The sequence below is a fragment of the Methylobacterium isbiliense genome, assembly GCF_022179325.1.
Lineage (GTDB): Bacteria > Pseudomonadota > Alphaproteobacteria > Rhizobiales > Beijerinckiaceae > Methylobacterium > Methylobacterium isbiliense.
In genome coordinates this window covers 208922-234485 of sequence record NZ_BPQQ01000018.1, presented here as the reverse complement: position 1 = coordinate 234485, position 25564 = coordinate 208922, and the positions used below count along the sequence as shown (strand labels likewise).

Below are 25564 nucleotides of genomic sequence, written 5' to 3'. Positions count from 1 at the left end.
CACGCTACAATCCGGAAAGCCGATATTTTGACACCCCTCGCGGGGTGGACAGGCATCCGGCTTCGTCACCGCCTCGGAGAGCGCCGTCGTCGCGCCTGTCCTCGTCAGTACCACATCCCGAGCCGGCCGGGCCAGCCGAGCACAATCCCCGAGGACCCCATGAACTACGAACAGGCCATGTCCTTGCTGCGCACGTGCCTGCAGATCGCTGGCACGCTGGCGGTGTCCCGCGGCTGGGTGAGCGCCGAGCAGGCGGCCGCCTTGACCGATCAGCTCATCGTCCTGGCTGGTGCCGCCGCGGTGATCGGCGCGACGGTCTGGGGGCTCGTCGCGCGGAGCAAGAAGAACCTCGTGGCGTCCGCTGCGGCACTGCCCGAGGTCAAGAAGGTGCTCACCGAGCCAGTGATCGCCAACGCCATCCCGGGCAACAAGGTCACGGCGAGCTACTGACGTGCTCGGGCTGCCCTGGTGGCTCTCGGCCATCATCACCTTCCTGTCGCGGGCCGTGAACGACTACGCGGCCCGACGCCGGGCGGAGGAGGCGCTGCGCGACCTCGGCGCCAAGACGCAGGCCGAGACGTCCAGGCGCGAGGCGGAGCGCCAGGAAGCGACCGCCAAGGCGGCTGGTGAGCGCGCGGACGCCGAGCCCGAAGATCCGAACGACCCCTTCTTGAGGCGCGACCCATGACGTTCGAGTGCACCGGCATCGCCTTCATCGTCGCGCACCTCACGTGCACGGCGCCGGAGACCCAGGTCGACGCGGCCCGGTTCTGCCGGGTCGCCGCGCCGATCCGCTACTCGCGCCAGGACACCGCCGAGACCCGCCGCCAGATCCGTGCCCACAACGCGGCCGGCGTCGCGGCGTGCGGCTGGGGGAGGCGCTGACCCGTGGAGCACATCACCCTCGCCGCGGCAGAGGTCCCGCTGCCGCCCGGCGTCGGTGAGGCAGCGCAGCGGATCGCGAATGAAGGCGTTCTCGGCGCCCTGCTGATCCTGGCGCTCGGGATCGCCTGCGTCCTCCTGTGGCTCCTGCTGCGCGCCCGCGCCGAGCACGAGCGCATCCTCAAGGAGGTGAGGGAGGACTACGAGCGGCACCGGGACGAGTTGGTCAAGCAGATCGAGGCGCTGCATGACAGGCGGTTCTCTGACATCCAACAGGTGATGACCGCCCTCAACTCGAACACCGGGGCGCTAAACGTCATCAGCCAAACCGCGGCGGACCGCGCCGCCTCCGCAAAGGAGATGGGCGAGGCGCTGCGCGAACTGCTGCTCATCGCCAAGCAGAACGGCGAGAGCCTGAGACTGGTCAGCGCGTGTGTGCAGGCGAACGGCAGCGCGATCGACAAGCTGCTATGGCACGGGGGCGCCGTGCGCTCGCCCGGATCGGCCGGGGGTGCCTGATGCGGTGGAGGCTTTCAGCCATGTTCGACTTCCTCCGCCCTGCCGCGCGGCCTCCTGCCTGCGACGCCTGCCCGTATGTGCCGGGCATGGCCGAGCGCGAGGAGCGCGACCGAGAGGCCGAACGCACGCTCGCCGCCGCTAGCAAGACGAACAGCCGGGCCGCGATGGGGCTTGTGGCAACCCACGGCCAGTCGATGCGGGTCGAGAGCGGCATCCAGGCGATCCTGCGGGGCGCCCTTCGGGAGGTGGACCGGGACGATGATGCGGACCATTAGCGCGCTGCTGTGGAGGCCGGCGCTCCTCCTCCTGCTGGCGCTCGTCGCGATCTACTTCGGCCTCGCGGCCATCGTGCCCTATCGCGACTTCAGCGAGGCCGTCATCGCCATCAGCGCCGGGCTCGGCGCCGTGGGAACGGTGAGCTACCTCGTGCCGGCGCTGAAGGTACTGATAAAGCCGTCATGGCCCGAGCGCGACGAGTGGGCCACGATCGCCCTGTTCCTGTTCGTGTTCACGCTCGCGGTGACGTGCGCCTGGGCGTTGCTCTGGCGCCTCTCGGGGCAGCCGGCGTTTCTCGTGAACAACCCGGTGTATGATGGCCGCTGGCTCGGCTTCATCGTCGCCACGGCGATCCTGCTCAAGGCTCCGAACCTGTTCGGCCGGGGTGTCACCAACCTCAACCGCGCGACGCTCGGCGCGGCCTGGGCGGTCGCGATCGGCTTCGTGGTGTTCCTGTGGTGGTCGCAGCCCGAACTGCACTGGTTCGCGGGCTGGCTGCGCCGATACCTTGACGTCGGGGTGGGCTACGGCGTTGACCCGCCCTGACCCGCTCGCGCCCCGCCGCTGAGATCAGCCCGCCCGGCCCCGCCGAGGCGGGCTTCTTTATGGCCTAGGTCCGGATTGCCTTCCATGAAACAGCGCGTCCGGCTCGCCGTCCGCACGCGAGCCTGGACGCCGCTCTCATTCCGGACGCGGACACGGAAGCCGGACATCCTTAGGCGGACAGGGCGGACCGGCTCTTGATGTTGAGTTCCTTCTCGGCCTCAAGGTCGCTCAGGCCGTGGAAGACGAGGCCAGCTTGCAGGTAGCCGAGCCACCGGCACGCCTTGGTCTCGCTGTCCAGCTCGCGCCGAGCGAGGGTCTGCGCCATGAATATCAGGTGCTCGACTGACTTGCCCTGGGGATCGCGCTCCGGCACCGCGTCCGGGTGGCTGGCGCGAAGCGTGTTGAGCGCGATGGCGGCAACCCATGCCGCCCGGTCGATCCATGTTGGTGTGCTCATCGATCCTCCTCGGCTGTAGTCCGGCAACCGGCCGTTCAGGCGTCCTTCTTGATGATGCGGGCGATGCTGTCGTGTAGGAACTCCACCTGCATGCCGAGGCCGGCGAGCGCGTCGTGGAGGATGTCCTTCCATGCGGACTCGTCGTCGTCTTCGCTCTGGAGGTCCACCATGCGCTCGTGGATCGCGTTGATGCGGTCGAAGTCGGGGAATTGGCCGATCCGCACCCAGTAGTCGTCCAGCTCTGCGACCGCCCGCATCCAGGGGGTGGTGCTGTCCATCATCCTCTCCTCGTCCGGCAACCGGCCGTTGGGCGGATGCCCCCTCCGCCTCACTCCCTGACCGCTATGCCGCGGGATCGGGTGGGGGAGTGGTGAGGGCAGAGCGGGCATACTCTCGCGCTGCGTCGAAGATCAGCCGGTTCGCCTTGACCCGCTTCGCATGGGCGACATCGCCTGCTTCTCGGGGCGTACTCAGGTCCATGTCGCGCGGGGCGATGCCTCGGCGCGCCTGATTGTCCCAAGCATCGTGATAAGCCTGCGTCGCGGCGCGCTCGGCTTCCTCCGCAGCGGCCACCGCAAGGGCCGCCTCGCCCAGTGGCCGCAGCCGCTCCACCTCCGCTCGCGCCTCGTCACGCTCGCGCTCCATCTGCTTGACCGTCTCCGCAACCATCCTGGCGACGTCGGCGGGGAGGGCGTGAATCGTCAGCCGCGACGTGTCGGCGAACGGGCCTTTGGTCATGGTCCCACCTCTCAAGAACAGGCTGAAATCGGTGGGACCCGAGAGGCAAAAAGCCTAATGATTCCGTGGGCAGATTTCGGGTCCCACTTTGCGCTAACTCTTTGAGAAATCAGGCTCTGCGCAGTCCCCTTGGGAGCGCCAACGGTATCAAGCACTTAGCTCGATATCCGCAGCCCAGAAGCGTGAATGACCCCAAATTCGGCCCAGAATGTGCGGGAGACGCCCGCATTCAGCCTTGCCTTTCCTGCCCGGGCTGGTGAAGCCGATGCCGGTGCGGGACGGTGTTCCGCAGGGACGTGGAGGCAGGACCGATGTACCGCAAGCGCCCAACCATCGAGGAGATTGCGCTGACGCTGCGCCGCTCGGAGGGGCGCCTCACCTCGACGGCTCACTCCCTTCTAAGCGGCAGGTCGTAGGTTCGAGCCCTACCGGGGTTGCCACTGAAATACCCGCTCGGTCAATGACTTGGCGGGCTTTTTCATGTCCCTCCCCTACCCTTTCCGTGTTGCAACGAGCAGCAACACGACTCCTGTATTTACAATGGGTTACAACGAGACGTAGGCTACTCCGTGCAACACGGATGCAACACGAAAACTCAGTCGATTGAGGGGCAGAAATGGCGGTTCGAGCCCTTGGGTGCAGGGTGGCGCCTGGTCATGTGAGGAATGCGCATCAGCTCGCTTCCAAGCCACTCCAGATCCTCCCGATAGAGTTCCTGCACCTCGTTACCTCTGCCCTGTCGCAGCCTGCTGGTACCATCGGCCAGAAATCATTCGGGCGGGGCCAGGCGGCTCCGCTACGGCCGGCCCCGCTTCTTAGCAACTTCCAAACTTGTCCACGCCCAAGAAGGCACCTGCATGGCTGTCAGAGGCGAAGATTGCCAACAAGCTCATGCTGTATCGATCTGGAGCTAGCACGCCTCTCCGCCTGTAATACCAGCGCCACCGTGCCGATCGGTCGAGGGGCTGACGGAGCAAAGCCAACAACCCACATCGTGTCGTACTCTGCTACGAGAAGAACGTCGCAGTAGAGATGATTGCTGGGCATAAAGATAAGCAGCAACTATAGTTTCAACTTAGGCGCTCGGCAGTGGATCTTGTATGCGCGCGGTAAACCCCTTATATGGTGCAATTGGAGAAACTCTTCTAATTTGATCTTTCAAGGCGGTGCGAGTAGTAATGGTCTGTGTTCCCACCGTAGTCAATGTCGCTTCTTATTGGGGGCTTGAGTGAAGTCAATTGCATTTTTTAACAACAAGGGCGGCGTAGGAAAAACAACACTGCTATGCAATGTTGCGGCATACATAAGTTTATACAAATCTCGCAGGGTCTGTATAGTTGACGTTGACCCACAATGCAACGCTACCCAATATCTATTTGGTGATAAGGCGATTCAGAAGATTTATCGCGACGAGAAATCTTTCACTATCCATAAAATTATTGAACCACTTGCCGCAGGGGAGGGATACACCAAAGACGTAACGACTATGCGTGCAAAACGATTTTCTGTCGATTTAATTCCCGGTGATCCCAGGCTTGCCTTGACTGAGGACCTTCTGGCTCGCGATTGGAACGATGCCAGAGCGGGAGACGTCCGAGGTATTAGAACTAATCTCGTCTTCTCAGAGCTGCTGAGTAAATTGGGCAGCTACGATTTCGTGTTCTTTGATGTAAGTCCGTCGCTCGGCGCATTGAACAGATCTGTAATGCTGAGCTCTGACTATTTCATGAGCCCAGTATCTCTTGATATTTTTTCCTTAAAGGCATTTGAGAACATATCGCGATGGATCAACGATTGGTGGCAAGATTGGGAACGAGGGCTGGATAGTGTCAAATACAGAGATCGCCTGCCAAGCCTTCATTACAGCAAGCCCGAGTTCATAGGCTATGTAACTCAGCAATATCTTGCCAAGAAGGACGAGCAAGGTCAGAGGCGTGCGGTCCAGGCATATGAAGAGATTAGGAAGCAAATCGATGCCGTCATCATTGCCAATGGGTTAGCTGGAACATTGGACCAGAGCGAGCTCGAGATTGGTACAGTACCAAATTTATTCAGCCTAGTTCCCATGTCACAAAGCAATCACGCACCGATCTTTGAGCTGAGCAGTAGTGACGGAGTTGTGGGTGCACATTTCTCGAAAGTGAAAGACTCCAAGAAAATATTCGAGGCCGTGTCTGAGCGCCTTTTGGAGCGTGCCGTCTAATGATCGCTTGGCCTGAAGGACTGATTGCTGACTTGGCACGCCGGCGCGTGATAGTGGTCATTGGAAGCGGTGTCTCCAGACATGCGCTTGGACATGGAAGTTTAAGGCCTCCAATGTGGGAAGGCTTCTTGAGGCAAGCAATCATTGATTGCCCAAACAGAGATTCTCTTGGCCCCATTGAGGAGGCAGTTGCAAGTGGAGATTACCTGCATGCGTGTGAATGGCTGAAAAAGAGGTATGATGAAAACTGGGTTTCATACCTGAGGCGAACATTCTCGGCGCCAGCTTACGCCCCCGCTGAAATTCATGAGCAGATCCTGAGGCTCGATGCACGCATCGTTTTTTCGCTTAATTTTGATGTTATATATGAAAGACATGCTAATAATATACACCACGGATCCCACATAGTGAAGAATTACTATGACACAGATGTTTCTGAGTTTTTGCGAGGCGGAGGAAGATATATAATTAAAGTTCACGGGAATCTAAATTCTCCAGAAAGTTTAATATTTACTCAAAAAGATTACGCACGCGCTCGAATTAAACATGCGGCATTCTATCAAGCTTTTGACGCAGCGCTTCTAACGCATACATTCTTGTTTATTGGATCAGGATATTCAGATCCTGACATCAATCTACTGCTTGAGAATCAGAATTTTGGATTTCCGAGTCAATTACCGCATTACTTTCTTTCTGGCAATCCCATGCACGTGGACAGAAGAGCTTCCTTGAGAGATAACAGAAATATAAAAGTATTGGAATACGATCGAATTGATGATGCGCCCACAGGCCTTGTTGCCGAACTTATACAGCTCAATTCAATTCTTGAGCCTGAGATCGAGAAAATGGGAACCACTAATACTTGGTGAAATGGCCATGATGCATGTATGAGTACGCATGGGAGGCGGGCATGATGTCATGCCCTTGGGGCCGAACGCATTAGCGGCAAACCAGGTATCGCTCCTTCGGCGTTGAGGGCGGGCTACCCGGCTCGGCCCTGACCATCGGCACCTCGGCGAGCTGCGTCGTGTAGCGCGGCGTGCGCATCTCGAACTTCGTCGACCACGTCCGCTTCGCGACGATACCCGCGCGCCCCGGCACCACGCTGCCGCGCCCGAAGCGGGCGTTGCAGGCGTCCATCGCCGCCATCAGCGCACCACCCCGCTCGCGATCAAGCGCCCCGAACAGCGCCCGCGGGCTCTCCGCCAGCGGCACGAGGTCGGTGGTGATCACCCCGGCCTTGCTGTAGCGCTGTAGAGGTGGAGCGCGAAGGCGAGCCGCTGCTTGGAGCCGATCGGCCACCGCGCCTCGAAGCGGGCGATCTCCGGCTCCGTCCAGGTGTGCACCTCCGCCGAGGCGAAGGCCCGGGCCCGTCAGGGACGGCTTCACAGGGCTCACTCTACTTCAGCGACGCCCGTCTCATGACGTCGTCCGCCTCGTTGCGCAAGCCGCGGGGTCCCGCATGTCGACCCCTCTCACCATCCACTTCGCCACCGACCATGCCGCCGCCAAGGCCGGCATCCAGGACCTCGCCGCCTCGATGGTGGCCGGGATGGTCAAGGTCTCGGATGCCCTCAACACCGGCATCCAGGCCAATGGCGGCTACGCGGCCTCGGTGCGCACGCTCGCCGACGATCTCGGCCGCATCGGCGCGGCCAGCGTGAAGGCGGCCACCGACAGCAACTACTCGGCGGTGGCCACCGCGACCGCGATGGCGCAGACCGCGGCCTCGACCCAGAGCGCCGCCGTGGTGGCGCGCGGCTCCTCGGGGAGGGTCATTCCGTCAGCCGAAACGCCTGCCCGAGGACGCGATGCCGCCGCACCCGCCCGACGGCACGCCCGAGGGCGCGTTGCCGCGGCCCAAGCGCGCCTCCTTGTGGGCGGTGGGGGGCTGATCCTGGGGCTCGGCGGGCACCTCGTCTGGAGCGGCGCCCACGTGACGGAGATCGACGCGCGTCGAGGCGCTGGGCGAGAAGGAAGCCCTGCTCGCCAAGGCGGGAGACGAGCGCTTCGCCCAGATCAGTGCCTGCCTCGACGCCCTGGAGCGCGACCGCAGCGAGAGCAGCGGGCCGCTGATCCGCTTGGCGGAGCAGGTGCGGATCGGCAACGACCTGCTGCGCGAGATCCGCGAGGCGATGCGGGCCCCGCCGCGGCGCCGATCGTCCGCGATCTCCCGCCTCACCGCGCCCGGGCTTCAGCCGCCAAGCACGCCGGGCGCGGCAATACGAGAATGACGATCTCAGGCGATCTCACGCGTCCGAGCGGCGTCGGACAGCAGGTCCATGGTCCGCATGTCATGCCCGCCCAGGTGTGGGAGCTTGGTGTGGGAGCTTGGTGTGGAAGCTCGCATGCCGCATGAACAAAACGGCCCGGCGTTCTCGCCGCCGGGCCAGTCGTGGTGGCGGGAGTATGCTCAGAACCGGTATCGCAGGCCGGCGCTGACCGTGTGATCGTCGCCACCCGATCGGCCGAAGCTGGTAGAACCCGTGATGATGCCGCTCAGGCCGTTGCCCAGATCCAGATCGAGACCGCCGGCCAGCCGGCCGTACAAGTCGTCGCCGCGCCGGCCGGTCTGGGTGCGGATCAGCAGGGTGGGCGCGTAGGTCTGGAACGAGGTGACCGTCCGCACACCGTCCAGGACGTCGTGCTGCGCCGTCACGTTCAGGAACGGGCTGATCAGACCGCCGAACAGCGGGGCGACCGTGCGGATCTGGACGCCGCCGCCAGCCGTCAGCCCCTCCAGGTTCTGCCGGTTCGCGCCGATCGCGAGCAACGGATCGCCGGTCTCCCTGTATCCGTTCACGTGCACGTTTGCGTATGCAACCTCGCCGACCGGTCCAGCCTTGAAGGTCCCGAAATCGAACAGATAACCGACGCGCGCCGCCACCGTGACTGTGTCGCCGCTCGGGGAGGCGGTCAGCCGATCGTTGAGCACGCCCGGCCGGCTCAGCCTGTAGTCGTTGCCGCCGTAGGTGACCGCGGCATCGGCAAAGAAGTTGGGGAAGGACAGTGAGGCGAAGCCCGCGCCCTGGAAGCTGTCGAGATCGATCCGGCCATTGCTCAGGCCACGCAGATCGACGCTGGTGGTCAGGTAGTTGAAGGCGGCACCGAGCACGAGGTTCGGCGTGGCCTGATAGAGCACGCCGGCCGTGACACCGCCGAAGTCGGCGCCATAGGTGTTGCCGAGGCTGCCGCCTCCGGCCCGGTTCTGGGCGGTACGATCGACGCCGACATAGGTGCCGAGCGCGAAGACCGAGAACGGACTGCCGGGCTGGATCGGGATGGTCACGGGAGGCGGGGCGCGGCCGGGCAGATCCGCCGCAAAGGCGGACGGCACGGACATGGCCATGTTGCGCCGCCGCTCGGCGCTGAGGAAGTCGATGAGGGTCGAGGAGAAGGCGAGGCCTGCGGCTTGGCCGAGATCCGCCTGCGGCCCGAGGGTCAGGGGTGCGTTGAGCTGGTTGGCGATGAACTGGGCGATGTAGGTGTTGGTGCGACCGGTGAGGTGGACACCGTCGACCGAGATGTACTGGTTCTCGGCCGCTCCCCCATTCAGATAGCCGATCGGCGCGCAGGCCGGGTCGGCGCTGCAATTGCCGGTGGCCGCTTGCGGGATGTAGCCGAAAGCGGTCGGGTTGGCGCGGAAGCGGTTCAGCAGGCTGTCCACGTCGAAGTAGTGGACGTTGACACCGCTCGCTGCGATCGGAGCGAGCAGGCCGGGCAACTGGGCATTGAAGGAGGCGGCAAGATCGCGGTTGTTGCCCCGGAAGGTCTGCTGATTGAGCACCAGAAGTTCGCGAGCACCGAGGCCGACGAGCCGGTTGAGCGCCGTGAGGTTGTTGGCCAGGATCGCCGAGACGCCGTCAGCGCGAGCCTGCGGGCTGGCCGCCACCGGGATCGACGAGAGATCGTTGTAGCCGATCCAGAGCAGGCCGATGTCGCGTGGTCCGAAACGGCCGGTGCGCGCCGTGAACTGGTCGATCTGGTCGGGCACGCCCCAGGGAAAGGCCGGCGAGGCGAAGGGGTTGGGCGGCAGAGGGGTCGAGCGGGAGCCGCCGACGGCGTAGTCGTTGGCAGCCACGTACGGCGCGCCGATCAGGGCAGGCAGTGCCTCGTAGTAGGTCGGCGCGTTCGACCAGCGACCGCCCTCGTACAGGCGCGTGCCGCGCTGCGCGTCGAGGCTTCCGGTCGGGCTGTAGCCGTTCGTTTCGCGCGGGATCCGCCCGTTGTCAGTCAGGCTGTCACCAAAGCCGTAGAGCCCAGTGTAGTAGCCGGATTGTGCCCAGCTGGTTCCTGTCCCAAGCACAAGAAGGCTTGCAGAGAGGAGCAGCGCCTTGGTGGTGGATTTCATCCCTAGTCCCCTTTTTGTAGAGGCCAAGGGATTACCGTCCTGGCGAAAGCGTCGCTTTTCAGAACGGGATCGAATGGTGAAAACGGGAATGCGTCGATCGTTGCAATTAGTTCGTACGTGTCTTGCTGTGGCGGAAATGCGACGGAGGGACCCCAAGGACCTTCCGAAAGGTGGCTGACATCTGGCTGTGATCCTTGAAGCCCGACGCCTCCGCGACTTCGCTCAGGGACAGATTGCCCGTTTCGATCAAGGATCGTGCCAAAGCCATCCGGCGCTTGATGATGAACTGATGTGGCGACAATCCGGTCGAAATTCGAAACGCGTGGCAAAAATAACGCGTACTGATATTCAACACAGAAGCAAGATCGACAAGACTTGGGCGCGCAGTCAATTGCGCATCGATCATATCAATCACCACGCTCAATTGCGCGCGCGACAAGCCTCCGCGCGAGAGATGCGTGTCGGTGGTCGGCTGAGGCAAGCGCAGCACGTGGTGGACGACAGCGAGCACGATCGTCTGCATGAAAATGGAGCCGTTGGGATTTCCCCCACGCAGATTGGCAGCAATGCAGCCGAGGAGGTTCTGAATGATCGTATCCGTCTGGTCTGTGTCTCGTTGATAGGCAAAATGCCGTTTAAGGACAGTCTCCGCACCCATATCGCGCTCGAACGCGGCTGCAACAAAGCCCGGAGAAACGATGAGATGCTGGCCACGCCCTATGCCTTCCCAGGCACCTGCCAGATGGTCGCCGGATGCGCTGATCGCGGCACTGGGCGCGACGGAGCAGAACGAGGCTTTCCGTGACCCAAGGCGTTGGCGGAGCGGATCCAGGTGGGAGGCGACGTGCAGGCGCGTCGTGACCACATCCCAAGTTCCGCCCGGACCGTATTCCAACTCGCGGAACTCCCACTCCGGCTCCTCGTGCCGAAGGAGCGTGGCCGCGGGCGTCGCATATCGCTCCCACGCGTCCGCAGGGCGAACGATGTTCGCCATGATAATGACCTCCCAACGGCCACTTGTCGCGTTGCAAACGGCCTTGCTGACAATTTATTCCGATTGGCTGAAGGGCTGCATTCAACGATCGACTTACGACGAAAGCTCCTTGAACGGATGACAGGTCAAGGCATCGCCGAACACAGGTGCACGCATAGAACTCCGCCGTCACCCAGCTGATCTCCTCGCTGGGTTGAAGCGCCTAAAGCATCATCCGATGAAATGGATACCGGTTCGTCGCAGACAAGGCGTGAAGTCAGAGACATAGAGCCGGATCCGATCGCGTCGCGATCGGATCCGGCTCTAGCCGCCCTGAAGGCTTTCGGCGAAGTCGTCCGGCACCTCGCCGAACTGACCCAGGATCGCGACGCTCTCCAGTTCGCCCGTCTCGTCGTCCGCCACGATCCGCAGCGCCACAGCACCCGGCATCCGGGCGGCGACCGCCTCCGCCCGCTTGAGCGCGCCGCTCTCGGTCGGTGCCACGTCCCGCTGGCCCGGCCGCAGCTTCTTGCGGTGCACCTCGAAGGTCTGCACCACGAACGTCGTCCGCATCGCCATCACGCTCTCCTGAACCTGCCGTTCCCGCTCCGCACAGGGCGCAAGCGTGGGCCTGACCGGGAACTCCCAGGGTCTGCGTTCTGTTTATGTTCCAGCAGAACGGAGGACAACGGGTGAGCCTCTACCGGGTCGGCGAGGAAGCGATAGATCGGAGCGAGCTGGTGCGCATCCCCTTCATGCGCACGACCCTCTGCGCCGACTTCCCCTTGCCGGCCGAGGGACTTCATCGAGGGCGCCCTCGAACTCTCCCGCTGGCTTGCTCCCAACTCCGCCGCCATCTTCATCTGGCGCGTGCGCGGCTGGTGCATGAAGAGCGCCGGCATCATCTCAGCGTCGGCGGGATCTGCCCCCGCCTTCGGTGGGATCCGGCGCGCCGCGCGCGCGTAGCGCTGCACGTCTTCGGTTGGTCCGGCGGCCCGTCACCGCCATGACCTCCTGGGGAGCGCGTCCGGTTCCGGGAGCCCGTCAGCCGTGGGCTCGCGCAGGCCATGCACATCACCGCCCGGGTGGCACCGTCGCACCCCAGACGTCACGATCCTGTTCCAGGCAGCGATGCCGCGATGCAGAGCGGCAAGCCGATGCAGCACCGACAGGCGGTGCAGGACGGCTCAGATCGGCCGAGAGGCCGGACGCTTGGCGTCGAATGCAGCATTGGGCGAACCCGTAGTCGCTTCGTGCCGCGATCATGATCTGAAAAGTTGCCAATGCAACCAATCGAATACGAGATCCGGCCCTTGAGTTTGGACTGGCATTGGCTATTCATCCGTGACATCCGGGTCGGACGACTCATGCCGTGCTGTATGGGGTGCCTGATGACGAACGCCTTCGTTCGGAAGCTCCTTCGAGGCCCGGAACTGAGTGCAGACGACCAGCAATGTCTGATCGAAGCGACCTCGCGGACTGAGGCCATCGCTTCAGGCACGCTTCTGATGCGGGAGGGAGATCTGCACGATGGCGGCTACGTCCTGCTCAGCGGCTTTGCCTACTGCTTCAAGCTTCTGACGAACGGAGACCGCCAGATCGTAGCCTGTCGCGTGCCTGGCGATGCCGATGGTCTCTATGGCATCCACACCGAGTGCGCAGATTATACGGTCGTCGCGATCACATCGTGTCATGCCGCTTTCATCTCAAATGGCGCCATCGATCACCTTCTCGCGCGCAGCCCCGGCATCGCGCGAGCCCTCTGGTGGTCCCTTCTCAGAGAAAAAAGCTTCCTTTGTGCGTCTTTGACCAATATCGGCCAACGCCCGGTGCCGCAGCGATTGGCGTACCTGATCTGCGAGCTTCTCTCTCGCCTGCAGACCGTCGGCCTGGGCAAGACCGGCAGCATCGAGATTCCACTCACACACCAGGATCTTGCTGATATGCTGGGAATCAGCAGCGTACACGCCTGCAGAGCTTTCAAGCAACTTCGGCAGATCGGCCTATTATCATATGATGGCAATCAGATTATGGCAACTGATCTCGAGCAGTTGAGAAATTTCGCCGACTTCGATCCGCCGCCCTATTGATCAAGTCATCAGCACAATAGAACGACTCAGTGCTTGCCCGATCAGCCTGCATACACTCGAAGACGGGACGGAACTCGTCGGCAGATTTGTCGTTTCAGATTTCCTAGAGGAGCTAAGCGGCTGCGTCTCACACGAAGACGCATGCCGCAAGGCCGTGGCGCGGCATGCGTGCGCCCGTCCAGAGGAACGCATGGTGAACCCGATGGAAGCGAGCGTCTGCTTGAAACCTGTGGTCGTCAACACTGGGAGCGGCGGCCAGGACGGCCTGCTCGTCTTTTTCGCCAAGCAGCTCGTAGCGGTACTCGTTTTGCTCGAAGACAAGAATGCTCCGGACACGACGCTCCGAGGACAATGGTTCCTCGAAGCCGGATTCGGTCCTTGTCAAGCATGGAACAAGGGACAGATTTTTGCAACGCGGGATGAAGCGGTGGCGTGGATCCGCGATCAGGTCTTGAAGGATGGCGATGACATTCCTTAGTTGAAGACTGTCTTGAATACGGCAACCCGCTCGACGAGATCCGCCTTGCGGCAGGTTTGCCGAGCGAGCATGCCGGAGGAGACCGCGGGCGGCGTGCGGTCCGAGGGCGATCCGCCGATCGCCCGGGCCGGGACATCGGCGGGCCCGGCATCGAACAAGCAGACCCTCACCTGTCACAGCATGGGGACCCCCGGCAAGGAGCGGCAGGCTCGGCGGAAGAACGAGGCAGAATCGCCACTCCTCAGTGGCGCGACAGGGGGCGCCGTGGGGCCGAGCGGGCGCGGTGTCGCGACGAGGAGCGGGAACCGGTCGTCCGCGAACCGGCCAGTGGAGCACCCCGCCCGCCTGATCGGTTCGGCGGCGAATGGAACCGCTCGTGGTTGGCCTCCAGCCACGCGGGCGTGAGGATCAGGCCGTCCGCGGTGACGATCCAGGGCTGCAAGCCAGGCATCGCCAGGACCCTGCCTGCCTCGTGAAGGGCAGCCCGCAAGGTCGCGAACGGAAGCGGCTCCACCGCCTTGATCGAGCCTGCGCACCAGACCGTCAGTTCTGCCGGCCCGTCGAGATTGTCGATCCGCAATGTCTCTCTCCCTGACGAATGCGGCCATTAGGCTGGCCGCTTGTTCGACAATCATATGTATTCGCGGATCATCTATTCTGGATCCATAACATTTGTCAGTAGGCAGCAAAAGACGACGGCAAAGCGGATAGCCTTGCTGCGACCCGGAAATCCCTGAGATTGGCTGCATGTACTTAGCACGCCCCGAAATGATCGCCGTCCCAATCAGCAGCGTCAGCAGTCGGAACGATTGCATTGACCTAGGGTAAAAATAACGAGCGGCTGATGTCTACGTCGGGACATTCGGCGACCGAATTAAAAATTCCATCACGCTTCCGGTCCACAGTCTCAATACCAGTATCTCCGCACCTTCGAGGCTGAAATGGCACGGCGGCTCCGCCTCCTCATGAAGCGGTGCGACGGCAACGTCGCCATCGCGTTCGCGGTGGCTTTCATTCCATTGGTCATGCTGGTCGGCGTCGTAGTCGACCATGCGCGCGCCACGGATGTCAGGGCGAGGCTGCAACAGGCTGCCGACGTGGCGGCCCTGGGGGTGATCCGCGAGGCGCCCGTCCTGTCGCAGGCCGACTTCGAGAAGAGAGCGCGCTCGTTCTTCGATGCCGCCTATGCGGGCATCCCCGGCATCACGCTCTCGCGCTTCACGCCGACGCGCAGCGGCACGCAGATCAAGATCGAGGCCGTCGCCAGCATGCCGACCTCCTTCGCGCGGCTGATGCATCCGGAGCCCATCTCGGTTGCCGTCAGTTCGGAGAGCGCGGCGGGAGGACAGGCCATCGAGGTCGCCCTGGTGCTCGACACCACGGGCTCGATGAACCAGGACGGCAAGCTCCCCGCGCTCAAGCAGGCCGCCAAGGATTTCCTGACCTACCTCGACAAGACCGTGCTCAGCCGCAGCGACGCGAAAGTGGCGCTCGTCCCCTTCACGACGCAGGTCAATCTCGGGCCGATCACGACCTCGGCGGCGTGGCTTTCCTATACGAAGCTCAACGAAGTGAACGCGCAGAGCTGGCAGGGCTGCCTCTCGGACCGGGATCAACCCTACGATGCGCAGATGCCCGTCACCGCGTTCACGAGCGCCAACGCCTACCCGGCGGCGAAATGCACCTCCGTCTCGACCCAGACGCACCAGCCGAAGCTGTCGCGGATCCAGCCGCTCGGTACGGACTATGCGGTGCTGCGGACGGCGATCGACGCCATAGAGGCGGATGGGAACACCAACGTCGGCATCGGCGTCGCCTGGGGCATGGAGGCGCTGACGCCCGATGGCCCGCTCGCCACGGCTACGGCCATGGCGGACGCCCGGGTGCGCAAGATCATGATCGTGCTCACCGACGGCGACAACACGCAGAACCGCTGGGAGCAGGAGATCTGCAGCTACAAGCTCATCAACTGGAGACTGCGCTACGTCTGCAATGGTGCCAGTGCGGCGATTGATGCGCGCACCCTTGAAGCCTGCACGGCTGCGAAAGCAGCCAAGATCACCATCTACACGGTGCGCGTCATCGAGGGCAACGAGACCATGTTGCGGTCGTGCGCCAGCGAGAACGGCTTCTTCTACAACGTCTTGACCGCAGCGGATCTGAAGCCGGCGTTTCAGAGCATCGGCAGTTCGATCGCCAAGTTCAGGCTGACGCAATAGGTGGGAGCACTCAAGGGACGAACCGCATGGGGCCGGGGTGCGAGCGGGACAGGGGCCCAGGCCTCGTACCGCCGCACCGAGGCTTGATCAGCCCTTGAGGCGGCGTCGGCAGGTCGCGTCGGAGCCGCCGTCCCGAATCCGACGCAGGCTGCCACGGCCGCCACCGCCCGCGGCCTTGGCGGCGGCGGCGGGAGCGCGGCATGTCGGCCGGCAGGCTGTGCCGGCCGGCTCCTTGACGGCTCTCGGGGCGATGGCCGTCGGACGCGCCGCGCCCGCCGGCGCCGCGGCGGGAGCCGGGGCTGACCTCGGGGCCAGCCCGGCTCCGATCGGCAGGCCAACGGTCGCGCCCGGTTGTGCGAGCGCCTGACCGGCGAGGGCGCCGGCGAGAGCGGCGGCCGGGAGGAGGATGGCGTAAATGGCCACGCGGCGCTCAGCCGGACCGCGCTGACCGGGCGGATCGGGCCAAGCGGATCAGCTCGGGGGCCGTCAGGCCGCGATCCTGCGGCTCCGCCGCTTCGGGCGGCTTGCCCGCTCCGTATCCGTCGACGCGCCCCGCCTCGGAAGCCGGGATGATGGCGCGCCAGGAGGGCCAGAGGCTTGAGGAGGGCCAGAGGCTTGAGGAGGGCCAGAGGCTTGAGGAGGGCCAGATGCTCAGGGGTCGAGATGCCTTGACCGTTTCCGCCATGGTCACTCCTGCAGAGCTGCTCACGGGAGGCCGGAGCTGAACCGTACCAAGCGTGGCGGTATCGGCACCAACGTTTGTTGAATTCGCCACCGCGACGCTGCTCCGGGGGCGCGCGTCACGCGGGACGCCGCTGGGGCAGAGCCAAGGAGAACGACCGCCCGGCGCTCCGCGATGGCGGGGCGCGGGCCTCGCCCGCAGGACGCGGATCGCGACGGGGCCGAGCCGAAGGCGAGCGAGAGCCCGCACGGCAAGGGCCCGTGCGGTGAAGCGCCTGCCGCCCCGAAAGCCCGCCCGTGGGCTCCGGACCGTCGTGCCACCACGGGCCCAGCCCGGCCATCGAATTTTAAGCATTCGTTAGTATTAACCCTTATTGATTCAACTTAACCGCTATTAATCCGCGTAAATTCGCGTTAATTTGCTTGCATCAACGTGACCGCTGCAGGTGCACCCACATGACCGGACCGAGCATGCGCAGGCTGAACCGTCGTCTTGCCAAGGCGACCTCGCAGTTTCGACGTGAATATGATCTTTTCCTTGAAGGTGTCGATGCGCTCTGGACGGCGTGCCTTGGCTGGGCGGCCATCAGAACCGCCCGGCTTCTTCTGAGCTAGCGGCCATCGGATCCGGCTCCAGGTCTGTGATTGTTCTGCATTGTTTTCGACGAATCGGCATCCACGTCATCGGACAATGGTCTCAGCGAGCCTCCGCTTCGGCGGAGGCTCGACCTGGTCCGACGGCCGGCCTGCGCCGCATGCCCGCCGTCCGCCCATCACCTCGGTTCGTCTGCCGTCACGCCGCCAGCGGCTCCTGAAGCGTGCGGAGGCTCTCGGCAGGGCAGGCCTGCCGTGCCGTCTCGACGAACCCCGTCTTCGCGCTCTGCCGGGCGGGCGACTCCGGGGCCTGCGGGTTCATCGAACCGTCGCACGATATGCCTAGACGGCCTCGCGCCGCCCGGGCTGGCATCCCGTCTTGCCGCCGGCGGCTCTCCTGAGAAGAGGCATGGGCCGGCTGGTATGGTGGAGTTCGCGTTGGGCGGCGTCGCGGTGGTGGTGATCGTGATCGCCGGGTGCCTCGCCCGAAGCAGCGCCTGACCGGGCGGCCGGCGCCGTCCCCCGACGTTCTCCACCCGCGCCACCGCCGTCAGGGCCGCCGCCCGGACCGACGGGGTGCGGCCCATCATGGCCGTGCGTCTCTCGCACGCCCTGCCGCCGGCTTAAGCGAAGCGCCGTGCGGACGCCGCCCGTGCGGCAGCCCGCACTGGTCCAGGCCACCGCACGATCGGCGCGTCCGCAGCACGCGGGTCCGACAGGTGACGAGGGACGCCCCGGCACCGCCAGACCCGCGACGACCACCGGCCGAGCAAGGCGAAAGGCAGGCCGGGGTAGCGTCCGACAACCGCTCGTCGCGCCATGGGGTTCCGGCCGAGATCCGGACGGGCCGCAGCCAATACTCATCACCGTAAGATGTATTCCCCCGAAAGGCCCACGGCCTTATACCCGCTAAGGTAATCGGCGAGCACCGCCGTCTCGAAGGAGCGTTTATGGCCGAGGCGAACACGCCCGTTCAAACGACCGCACCCGGCGAGACCGAAGCAGCATGGCATCAGATCGTGAGACAACTCTCGGCGACTGATCATCGCACCCGGGACGGGTCGGCGGCCGAGGACGACGAGGCCTCGCTGCGGGAGATGCGGATCACCCTCGGTCTCGCCTTCGCCAGCGAGGTGCTCCGGCTGGCCGGATTGGTGCAGGACCTGCGCAAGGCCTCCGCGTCCAGGCCGGACGCGCCCTGACCGGGATGGTCCGGTCGGTTGCGTCCCGACAGCCCGGCCGTGGTATACGCACGCGGACGGGACGAGGCAGGAGCAGCCCCGCCCATCCTGCCCTGGGGGAGCCGACCGGACTTGAACGATCAGCGCGAACACGACCGGCTGGTCGAGGAGTTGTCACGCACCGGAAGGAGCTCCGACCCGTTCGCGGCCGCCGTCAAGGCAACCCGCATGCCCATGCTGATCACGGATCCAACCCGGCCCGACAACCCGATCGTGTTCGTCAACGACGCCTTCACCCGACTGACCGGATACACGCGCGACGAGATCATCGGCAGGAACTGCCGTTTTCTTCAAGGCCCCGAGACCAATCCGGACGATGTCGCTAGGATCCGGGACGCCATCGACCGGCTTGTTCCGATCGAGATCGAACTTCTGAACCATAAGAAGAACGGCGAGGTCTTTTGGAACCGGCTGCTCATCTCGCCCGTGTTTGACAAGGATGGGGGGCTGACGTACTTCTTCGCGTCGCAGTTCGACGTCACGCTGGAGCGTGACCGCATGGTGCGGCTGCAGCGCGACCGCGACGCGCTGGAGAGCGAGGTGGTGCGCCGGAACGAGGAGCTGCGGCAGAGCGAGGCGCGGCTGCGCTTCATGATCAAGGCCGGCCGGCTCGGAACGTGGTCGCTGAACTTGGCGGACCGGCGGCTGATCGCGTCGGACGAGTGCAAGCGGAACTTCGGCCGCCCGGCCGGCGACCCCTTCACCTACGAGGACCTGATCGCGTCCGTCCTCCCGGCGGACCGCGAGCGGATGCAGGCGGCCGTCGCGGCCTCGATCGCGCACCGCACCGATTACGACATCGAATACCGGGCCACGACCCCGTCGGGCGAGGTGCGCTGGATCCAGGTGCGGGGGCAGCCGTCCTACCGGGCCGACGGGACGCCCTTGAGCATGGCCGGCGTGACGATCGACGTCACCGACCGCAAGCGAGGCGAGGAGCACCGCGAGCTGCTGGCGGCCGAGCTGACGCACCGGGTCAAGAACTCGATGGCGACGATGCAGTCCATCGCCCATCAGACGCTGCGCAACGCGACCGATCTGGACGAGGCGCGCCGGAGCCTGGATGCGCGCCTGCAATCCCTGTCGGCCGCGCATGACGTGCTGACGCGCGAGAACTGGGAAGGCGCCACGCTGGCCGAGGTCGTCGCCGAGACGCTGCGCCCGTTTCGCTCCGGTCGCGGCCGGTTCAGCGTCGGCGGCCCCGACATCCGCATGACGCCGCGGGCGGCCCTGGCCTTCGTGATGGCGCTGCACGAACTCGCGACCAACGCGGTGAAGTACGGCGCGCTGTCGGTCGAGGCCGGCCGGGTGATCGTCAACTGGGACATCGTGGACGGGACGGCTCCGGAGCGGCTGAGGCTGCGCTGGGAGGAGATCGGCGGCCCTGCGGTCACGCCGCCGACCCGGACGGGGTTCGGCTCGCGGATGATCGAGCGGGCGCTGGCCAGCGAGATCGGCGGCACGGCCGAGATCGAGTACCGGCCGCGGGGAATCCTCTTCACGGCCGAGGCGTCCCTGGAGGAGCTGATGGGCCTGCGCGCCGACCGCTCGTCCTGAAGAGCCGGCCGCGCGGGCGGCGCGGTGCCCGGCCGGAGGGCGGAGTCCCGCGCTTCCCCGCCGGGGGCCGCGGCTCAGGCGGCCTTCGCGAAATGCGAGGCCGCCGCAGCGGTGATCGCCCGGCGCGCCGCGGCCCGCAGCATCGTGATCTCCTCGGGCGCGATCCCGATGCCGGTGTCGGTCACCGCCACGCGCAGGTTCTGCGCCGGCCAGCTCACCTGCACGGTCACGCGGCCCTGGGGGGTGAACTTGACGGCGTTGGTGACGAGGTTGAGCAGCACCTGCCGCACCCGGGTGGGATCGCCGTGGACCGCGTGCGGCACGTCCTCGTCCGTCTGCAGCGCCAGGGTCACGCCTGCCGGGGCCGCCTCGGCGGCGATCTGGCGGCAGTTCTCCAGGAGGTCACGCAGCACGAAGGGCACATGCTCGATCGCCATCTCCCCGGCCTCGATCTTCGAGAGATCGAGGATGTCGTTGACGATGGTCAGAAGCGACCGTCCGGCCTCCTGGGCGAGGCGGACGTAGCGGCGCTGCGCCGCGCCGAGGGTCGGGTCGCTCTGCAGCAGGTCGTGCACGCCGAGCATGCCGGTGAGCGGCGTGCGCAGCTCGTGGCTCATATTGGCCAGGAACTCGGCCTTGATCCGCGCACCGGCCTCCGCCTCGGCCTTGGCGCGCTCCAGGCGGGCCGCTTGGCGCTGGCGCTCGGTGACGTCGCGAATGGCCGTGATGATGCGGATGTCGGCCCCGTCCTCGACCCGCTGGAACGCCGCCTCGGCCCAGATGTAGTGCCCGGCCCGGTGGCGCAGGCGGTAGACCACGGAGGCCAGGGGCCGGTCCGGCGACAGCCCGGCGGTGGTGGCGAACACCTGGGCGCGGTCGTCCGGATGCAGCCACTCGCGCATCGTCAGCCGGTGCGCCTCCTCGACGGTGTAGCCGAGCAGGCGCGTGACGGCCGGCGAGATGTAGGAGCGGCGTCCGTCCGCGTGGCCGAGCACGATCAGGTCGGAGGCATGGTCGGCCAGCAGGCGGTAGCGGGCCTCGCTCTCCGCCAGGGCCTCCTCGGCCTCCTGGCGCGCCGTGACGTCGCGCAGCGAGCAGACGATGGCGGCGGGCGCGCCGTCCTCGCGCCGCGCGAGGCTCATGCCGGCCTCGATCCAGATCCAGTGCCCCCGCTTGTGCCGGGTGCGGTAGACGGCCGTGATCCGGTCGCCCGCCACCTCCCCGGCCGCCAGCCGGCGGGCCTGCTCGCGCACCGCCGGAGCGTCCGCCGGATGCATGTCCGCGGAGGGCCGGCGACCGAGCAGGACCTCGGGCTCGTAGCCGAACAGGGTCCGGCAGGAGGGCGAGACGTAGTCGCGCGAGAACTCGAGATCGAGGCGGGTGATCACGTCGCTGGTGGTTTCCGCCAGCAGCCGATAGCGCGCCTCGTTCTCGCGCACCGCGCGCTCCGCCTCGACGGTGAGGCGCTCGTGCCGCGACAGCCGCAGGCCCAGCGCGACCAGGGTCAGGACCGCCAGCCCGCAGACCAGGCCGTCGGCGATCGCGCGGGAGCGCCAGGCCACCAGCGACTCGGGGATGCTGTGGGCCACGAAGGCCACGAGCGGATAGGGAGTCACCACCTCGTAGGCGGCGATGCGCGGTTCGCCGTCGATCGGCGAGGCCTGGATGCTGATGCCGGTCGGCGACCGGGGCAGCAGATCGCGCAAGAGCGGCTCGCCGGAGACGTCACGGCCGACCGCCCCCGGCCTGAACGGATGGCGGACCAGCACGCGGCCGGGCGTGCTGATGAGCGCGATCGAGCCTCTCTCGCCGACGGCCAGCTTGGCGTAGAACGCCTGCAGGAACTCGGGCGCCAGGGCGGCGGCGACCACGCCGCCGAAGCTGCCGTCCGGCTTGTTCCAGCGCCGCGAGAGCGGGATGGAGACCGTGCCGGTCACCTGGTCGACGATCGGCTCGCCGAGATGCAGGGTCCGATCCGGATGGTCGCGGTGCCACGCGACGGAGGCCGGGTCGCGGCTGTCGACCGGCGCAGGGGGCGCGCGGACCGCGTCGCCGATCCGGTCGCCCTGCGCGTCGATCACCGCGAGATGGCGCACCTGGGCGATGTGCATGACCCCGCGTTCGAGGAAGCGCTTGAACGCCGCATCGACCGGCATGCCGTTCTCCAGCCGGTCGACCACGCCGCTCAGGGTGAGGTCGACGCTTTCCACCGTGCGCGCCACGTGCTGGGCGAGCGAGCTGGCGAGGCTGCGCACCTCGCCCCGAACGTCGACCAGCGCCGCCTCCCGCCCCCGCCAGACCTGCCACAGCCCCAGGGCGAGGATCAGCAGCGCCGCGAAATAGGCGACGCGGGCGGCGCTTCGGGGCCGATCCGAGGCCTCGATCCGAAGCCGCGACGAAAGGCTGGACATCACGCTTCCCCGTGGGGCCGGGACGGTCGGGGCAGGGTCTCGCGCACGAGCGCGCCGGACCCGTGCCTGCGAAGGCGGGTCGGCACGCCGCCGGCCGCCCGGCACGGTGCCGGGCATGATAGCATTGCGCGCGGACCTTCCTACTGGCCACGCGGATTAGGTCTCAGGAATTAGTCTGTCGAAGGCAGATCTTCACGATCGCCAAAGGCGCCTTGCGTTGATGCACAAGAATTGCTCTTTCGGATCTCAATAAATCACTATTTCAACCCTGCGGCAGATCCGCATGGTAGCAGCGCCTCAAGAGTGTCTGATCCAGCCCAGAGCGATCGATCCCGGATCCGTGCCGCCTCGCGGCCGGGGCCGCCGCCGGTCCCGCGGTCCCGGCCGGGGCTGCCGGCCGGGACCGCGCCGGATCAGAGCCGCGCGGCCAGCGCGGCGAGCTGGTCGGCGCATTGGCCCCAGCCCTGGTGGAAGCCCATCGCCTCGTGGGCCTCCCGGTCGGCGGCGCTCCAGTGGCGGATGCGGGCCGTGTAGCGGGTGCCGCCCGCCTCGTCCGCGAAGGTGATGATCGCGGTCATGAACGCCTTGCCCGAGGGCTCCCAGGCCGCCGTGTAGGCGTCGGTGAGCACGAGGCGCTCGTCCTCCACCACCTCCAGGTAGACGCCCGGGTTGGGGAATTCGCTGCCGTCGGGGGCGCGCATCACCACCAGGCAGGTCCCGCCCGGGCGCACGTCGAGCTCCGCGTGCGGGACCGTGTAGGGCAGCGGCGCGAACCATTGCCGCAGCAGCGCCGGGTCGGTCCAGCACCGGTAGAGGGCGCGGCGCGGGGCCGGGATCAGGCGGGTAAGGACGAGGTCGCACCGGTCGTCGGAGTGTCCTGGGTCATCGCCGCTCTCCCCGGCCGTCAGCGCTTCGGCGCGTTCATGGCCCAGAGCACGCCGAACGGATCGCGCAGCTGCCCGTAGCGGTCGCCCCAGAACATCTCGGCCACCGGCGTGACCACCGTGGCGCCCGCCTCCACCGCGCGGGCGAAGGCCGCGTCGATGTCCTCGACCGGGAGCAGCAGGCTGTAGCCCTTCGCCGGCTCGGGCGGATAGCCGTGGTCGGGAAAGGGATCGCTCAGCATCACCGAGCCGCCGTTGACGTGGAGATGGACGTGCATGGTGCGCCCCTGCGCGTCCGGCGGCTGGGAGGCGACCACCACCGCCCCGAAGGCGCGGGTGTAGAAGTCGGCGGCCTTCATCGCGCCGTCGACCTGCAGGTAGGGCACGACCCCGCCCTTCACGGCGGGGGCGGCGGTGCGGCACTCGGTCTGCGTGCTCATGGTCCCGGTCCTCTCGTGGCGGCCCCTTGTGGCGGGGCTCGTCGCAAGGACGGCCGGGGGCGCCGCGATCCGACACCGCCGCGCTGAATTTTTCGTCGCCGCGCACCGAGGATGATTGGTGCACAACTTGCAACCGGAGCGCTTCCGGGCGCACCTTCCGGATATCGGGGCCGGATATCGGGGCCATGCACCGGCGGCTGGCCCGGCCCGTGGGAAAGGCGAAGGCGATGAGAGAGCGGGACCTGCAGCATCTGATCGCCGGGGTGAGGGACGGGCGGGTCTCCCGCCGGGCCTTCGTGCAGCGGATGCTGGCGCTCGGCCTCACCGCCCCGATGGCCGGGATGATGCTCGCCCAGGAGGGCATCGCCCAGACCGCCGACCTGCGCGCCGCCTACAAGCCGGCGAAGGCCGGCGGCGGCGGGCCGCTGAAGCTGCTGTTCTGGCAGGCGCCGACCCTGATCAACCCGCATTTCGCGGTGGGCACCAAGGACCAGGAGGGCTCGCGCATCTTCTACGAGCCGCTGGCGGCCTGGGACGGCGAGGGCAACCTCGTGCCGATCCTCGCCGCCGCGATCCCGAGCCGGGAGAACGGCGGCGTCGCGGCGGACGGGCGCTCCGTCACGTGGCGGCTCAAGCCCGGGGTGAAGTGGCACGACGGCCAGCCCTTCGGCGCCGACGACGTGGTGTTCAACTGGGAGTACGCCGCCAACCCCGCCACCGCGGCGACCACGGCGGGCAGCTACAAGGACATCAAGGTCGAGAAGATCGACGACCTCACGGTCCGGGTGGTCTTTCGGGAGCCGACGCCGTTCTGGGCCGACGCCTACGTGTCGACCGTCGGCATGATCATCCCCAGGCACCTGTTCAAGGACTACGTCGGCGAGAAATCCCGCGACGCGCCCGCGAACCTCGCGCCGGTCGGCACCGGCGCCTACAGGTTCGCGGAGTTCCGCCCGGGCGACATCATCCGCGGCGTGCGCAACCCCGACTACCACGTGCCCAACCGGCCGTATTTCGACACGATCGAGATGAAGGGCGGGGGCGACGCGGTCTCGGCCGCCCGCGCCGTGCTGCAGACCGGCGAGTACGACTACGCCTGGAACATGCAGGTCGAGGACGAGATCCTCAAGCGGCTGGAGGCCGAGGGCAAGGGCCGGATCGAGATGTACTACGGCGGCAACGTCGAGTTCATCCAGCTCAACGCCACCGATCCCTGGACGGAGGTCGACGGCGAGCGCGCCTCGATCAAGACGCAGCACCCCGCCTTCTCGGACCCGGCGGTGCGCAAGGCGATGAACCTGCTCGTCAACCGGGCGGCGGTGCAGCAGTTCATCTACGGCCGCACCGGCCGGGCGACCGCCAACATCCTCAACGGCCCCGACCGGTTCCGCTCGCCCAACACCCGCTTCTCCTTCGATGCCGACGCGGCGGCGCAGATCCTGGAGGAGGCCGGCTGGAAGAAGGGCGGCGACGGCATCCGCGCCAAGGACGGCAAGCGGCTCAAATTCGTCTACCAGACCTCGATCAACGCGCCGCGCCAGAAGACCCAGGCCATCATCAAGCAGGCCGCTCAGAAGGCCGGCATCGAGATGGAGCTGAAATCGATTCCGGGCTCGGTGTTCTTCTCCTCGGACGTGGCGAACCCGGACACCTACCCGCATTTCTACGCCGACATGCAGATGTACACCTGGAACATGACCCAGGCCGACCCGGGCGTGTTCATGCTCCAGTACGTCTCCTGGGAGGTGGCGACCAAGGAGAACAAGTGGCAGGGCCGCAACGTCTCCCGCATCCGCAACGCCGAGGCGGATGCCTGCTACCGCGCGGCGCAGGGCGAGCTCGACCTCGTCAAGCGCGCCGCCCAGTTCATCCGGATGAACGACATCGTGGTCGCCGAGAACGTGCTGCCGCTGCTCCACCGCGCCCAGGTCTCGGCCGTGGCCGGCAAGCTCCGGACGGTCCAGGGCGGCTGGGACAACTCGCTCGCCTTCCTGGCCGAATGGTACAGGGAGACCTGAGGCGGC

At 65.9% G+C, this 25564-nt stretch carries 26 protein-coding genes; 14 read left to right on the top strand and 12 right to left on the bottom strand.

Going from position 1 to position 25564, the window contains the following annotated elements; genetic code table 11:
* Positions 1-159 precede the first annotated feature (159 nt).
* From MFF61_RS09120 to MFF61_RS09095, 6 genes are read left to right on the top strand one after another with little or no spacing between them, the layout of a single operon-like run.
* Positions 160-450, top strand: coding sequence for a Pam3-gp28 family putative phage holin (locus MFF61_RS09120; protein WP_238234775.1), 291 nt, complete (start codon positions 160-162; stop codon positions 448-450).
* Between the two features lies 1 nt (position 451).
* A complete protein-coding gene (locus tag MFF61_RS09115; RefSeq protein WP_238234774.1) occupies positions 452-688 on the top strand; it encodes a peptidoglycan-binding protein in 237 nt (78 codons plus the stop codon).
* Positions 685-885 carry a hypothetical protein gene (locus tag MFF61_RS09110; protein ID WP_238234773.1) on the top strand — a complete coding sequence of 67 codons (201 nt, stop codon included), beginning with the start codon at positions 685-687 and terminating at the stop codon, positions 883-885. Before MFF61_RS09115 ends, MFF61_RS09110 begins: the two co-directional genes overlap by 4 nt.
* A gap of 3 nt (positions 886-888) precedes the next feature.
* Complete coding sequence (locus MFF61_RS09105; RefSeq protein ID WP_238234772.1) at positions 889-1401, top strand: hypothetical protein; 513 nt, start codon at positions 889-891, stop codon at positions 1399-1401.
* 20 nt (positions 1402-1421) lie between these two features.
* Complete coding sequence (locus tag MFF61_RS09100) at positions 1422-1676, top strand: hypothetical protein (protein ID WP_238234771.1); 255 nt, start codon at positions 1422-1424, stop codon at positions 1674-1676.
* Complete coding sequence (locus MFF61_RS09095; RefSeq protein WP_238234770.1) at positions 1660-2223, top strand: hypothetical protein; 564 nt, start codon at positions 1660-1662, stop codon at positions 2221-2223. Before MFF61_RS09100 ends, MFF61_RS09095 begins: the two co-directional genes overlap by 17 nt.
* A 169-nt stretch (positions 2224-2392) precedes the next feature.
* Here MFF61_RS09095 and MFF61_RS09090 read toward each other — a convergent pair whose 3' ends face one another.
* From MFF61_RS09090 to MFF61_RS09080, 3 genes are all read right to left on the bottom strand, one after another.
* The gene (locus tag MFF61_RS09090) at positions 2393-2680 is read right to left on the bottom strand and encodes a hypothetical protein (RefSeq protein ID WP_238234769.1); all 288 of its coding nucleotides are present in this window, start codon (positions 2678-2680) and stop codon (positions 2393-2395) included.
* Between the two features lie 35 nt (positions 2681-2715).
* Positions 2716-2958: a hypothetical protein gene (locus MFF61_RS09085; RefSeq protein WP_238234768.1), complete on the bottom strand. Its 243-nt coding sequence runs from the start codon at positions 2956-2958 to the stop codon at positions 2716-2718.
* A gap of 64 nt (positions 2959-3022) precedes the next feature.
* Positions 3023-3418: a hypothetical protein gene (locus MFF61_RS09080; protein WP_238234767.1), complete on the bottom strand. Its 396-nt coding sequence runs from the start codon at positions 3416-3418 to the stop codon at positions 3023-3025.
* A 1228-nt stretch (positions 3419-4646) separates the two neighbouring features.
* On the opposite strand from MFF61_RS09080, the gene MFF61_RS09075 reads away from it, so the two are divergent.
* The gene (locus tag MFF61_RS09075; RefSeq protein ID WP_238234766.1) at positions 4647-5621 is read left to right on the top strand and encodes a ParA family protein; all 975 of its coding nucleotides are present in this window, start codon (positions 4647-4649) and stop codon (positions 5619-5621) included.
* Positions 5621-6490: an SIR2 family protein gene (locus tag MFF61_RS09070; protein WP_238234765.1), complete on the top strand. Its 870-nt coding sequence runs from the start codon at positions 5621-5623 to the stop codon at positions 6488-6490. Before MFF61_RS09075 ends, MFF61_RS09070 begins: the two co-directional genes overlap by 1 nt.
* Positions 6491-6560: 70 nt before the next feature.
* Here MFF61_RS09070 and MFF61_RS09065 read toward each other — a convergent pair whose 3' ends face one another.
* The 4 genes from MFF61_RS09065 to MFF61_RS09050 all read right to left on the bottom strand — a co-directional run bounded on the left by MFF61_RS09065 (position 6561) and on the right by MFF61_RS09050 (position 11524).
* Complete coding sequence (locus tag MFF61_RS09065; protein ID WP_238234764.1) at positions 6561-6854, bottom strand: DUF4113 domain-containing protein; 294 nt, start codon at positions 6852-6854, stop codon at positions 6561-6563.
* Between the two features lie 1180 nt (positions 6855-8034).
* A complete protein-coding gene (locus MFF61_RS09060; protein WP_238234763.1) occupies positions 8035-9972 on the bottom strand; it encodes an autotransporter domain-containing protein in 1938 nt (645 codons plus the stop codon).
* Between the two features lie 106 nt (positions 9973-10078).
* A complete protein-coding gene (locus tag MFF61_RS09055; protein WP_238234762.1) occupies positions 10079-10966 on the bottom strand; it encodes a helix-turn-helix transcriptional regulator in 888 nt (295 codons plus the stop codon).
* Between the two features lie 303 nt (positions 10967-11269).
* Positions 11270-11524: a hypothetical protein gene (locus tag MFF61_RS09050; protein ID WP_238234761.1), complete on the bottom strand. Its 255-nt coding sequence runs from the start codon at positions 11522-11524 to the stop codon at positions 11270-11272.
* Positions 11525-12336: 812 nt separating this feature from the next.
* Here MFF61_RS09050 and MFF61_RS09045 point away from each other — a divergent pair.
* Entirely contained in the window at positions 12337-13035 is a 699-nt protein-coding gene (locus MFF61_RS09045; RefSeq protein ID WP_238234760.1) for a Crp/Fnr family transcriptional regulator, read from the top strand.
* A 190-nt stretch (positions 13036-13225) separates the two neighbouring features.
* A complete protein-coding gene (locus MFF61_RS09040) occupies positions 13226-13513 on the top strand; it encodes a hypothetical protein (protein ID WP_238234759.1) in 288 nt (95 codons plus the stop codon).
* Here the strand turns inward: MFF61_RS09040 and MFF61_RS09035 are convergent.
* A complete protein-coding gene (locus MFF61_RS09035) occupies positions 13510-13671 on the bottom strand; it encodes a hypothetical protein (RefSeq protein WP_238234758.1) in 162 nt (53 codons plus the stop codon). The genes MFF61_RS09040 and MFF61_RS09035 overlap by 4 nt on opposite strands.
* Before the next feature lie 83 nt (positions 13672-13754).
* Complete coding sequence (locus tag MFF61_RS09030) at positions 13755-14093, bottom strand: hypothetical protein (protein WP_238234757.1); 339 nt, start codon at positions 14091-14093, stop codon at positions 13755-13757.
* 361 nt (positions 14094-14454) lie between these two features.
* Between MFF61_RS09030 and MFF61_RS09025 the strand changes: the two genes are divergently transcribed.
* From MFF61_RS09025 to MFF61_RS09015, 3 genes are all read left to right on the top strand, one after another.
* A complete protein-coding gene (locus tag MFF61_RS09025; protein ID WP_238234756.1) occupies positions 14455-15732 on the top strand; it encodes a vWA domain-containing protein in 1278 nt (425 codons plus the stop codon).
* Between the two features lie 2294 nt (positions 15733-18026).
* Positions 18027-18209: a hypothetical protein gene (locus MFF61_RS09020; protein WP_238234755.1), complete on the top strand. Its 183-nt coding sequence runs from the start codon at positions 18027-18029 to the stop codon at positions 18207-18209.
* Positions 18210-18320: 111 nt separating this feature from the next.
* On the top strand, positions 18321-19805 hold the full coding sequence (locus MFF61_RS09015; protein ID WP_283205980.1) for an HWE histidine kinase domain-containing protein: 1485 nt from the start codon (positions 18321-18323) through the stop codon (positions 19803-19805).
* Positions 19806-19879: 74 nt separating this feature from the next.
* Here MFF61_RS09015 and MFF61_RS09010 read toward each other — a convergent pair whose 3' ends face one another.
* The 3 genes from MFF61_RS09010 to MFF61_RS09000 form a co-directional block, all read right to left on the bottom strand.
* A complete protein-coding gene (locus MFF61_RS09010; RefSeq protein WP_238234754.1) occupies positions 19880-22216 on the bottom strand; it encodes a PAS domain S-box protein in 2337 nt (778 codons plus the stop codon).
* Positions 22217-22629: 413 nt separating this feature from the next.
* Positions 22630-23124, bottom strand: a complete 495-nt coding sequence (locus MFF61_RS09005) for an SRPBCC family protein (protein WP_238234784.1) — start codon at positions 23122-23124, stop codon at positions 22630-22632.
* Positions 23121-23540 carry a VOC family protein gene (locus tag MFF61_RS09000; protein WP_238234753.1) on the bottom strand — a complete coding sequence of 140 codons (420 nt, stop codon included), beginning with the start codon at positions 23538-23540 and terminating at the stop codon, positions 23121-23123. The genes MFF61_RS09005 and MFF61_RS09000 overlap by 4 nt, the downstream gene beginning before the upstream one ends.
* Before the next feature lie 227 nt (positions 23541-23767).
* On the opposite strand from MFF61_RS09000, the gene MFF61_RS08995 reads away from it, so the two are divergent.
* Complete coding sequence (locus tag MFF61_RS08995; protein WP_238234752.1) at positions 23768-25558, top strand: peptide ABC transporter substrate-binding protein; 1791 nt, start codon at positions 23768-23770, stop codon at positions 25556-25558.
* The last annotated feature ends 6 nt before the right edge of the window (positions 25559-25564 follow it).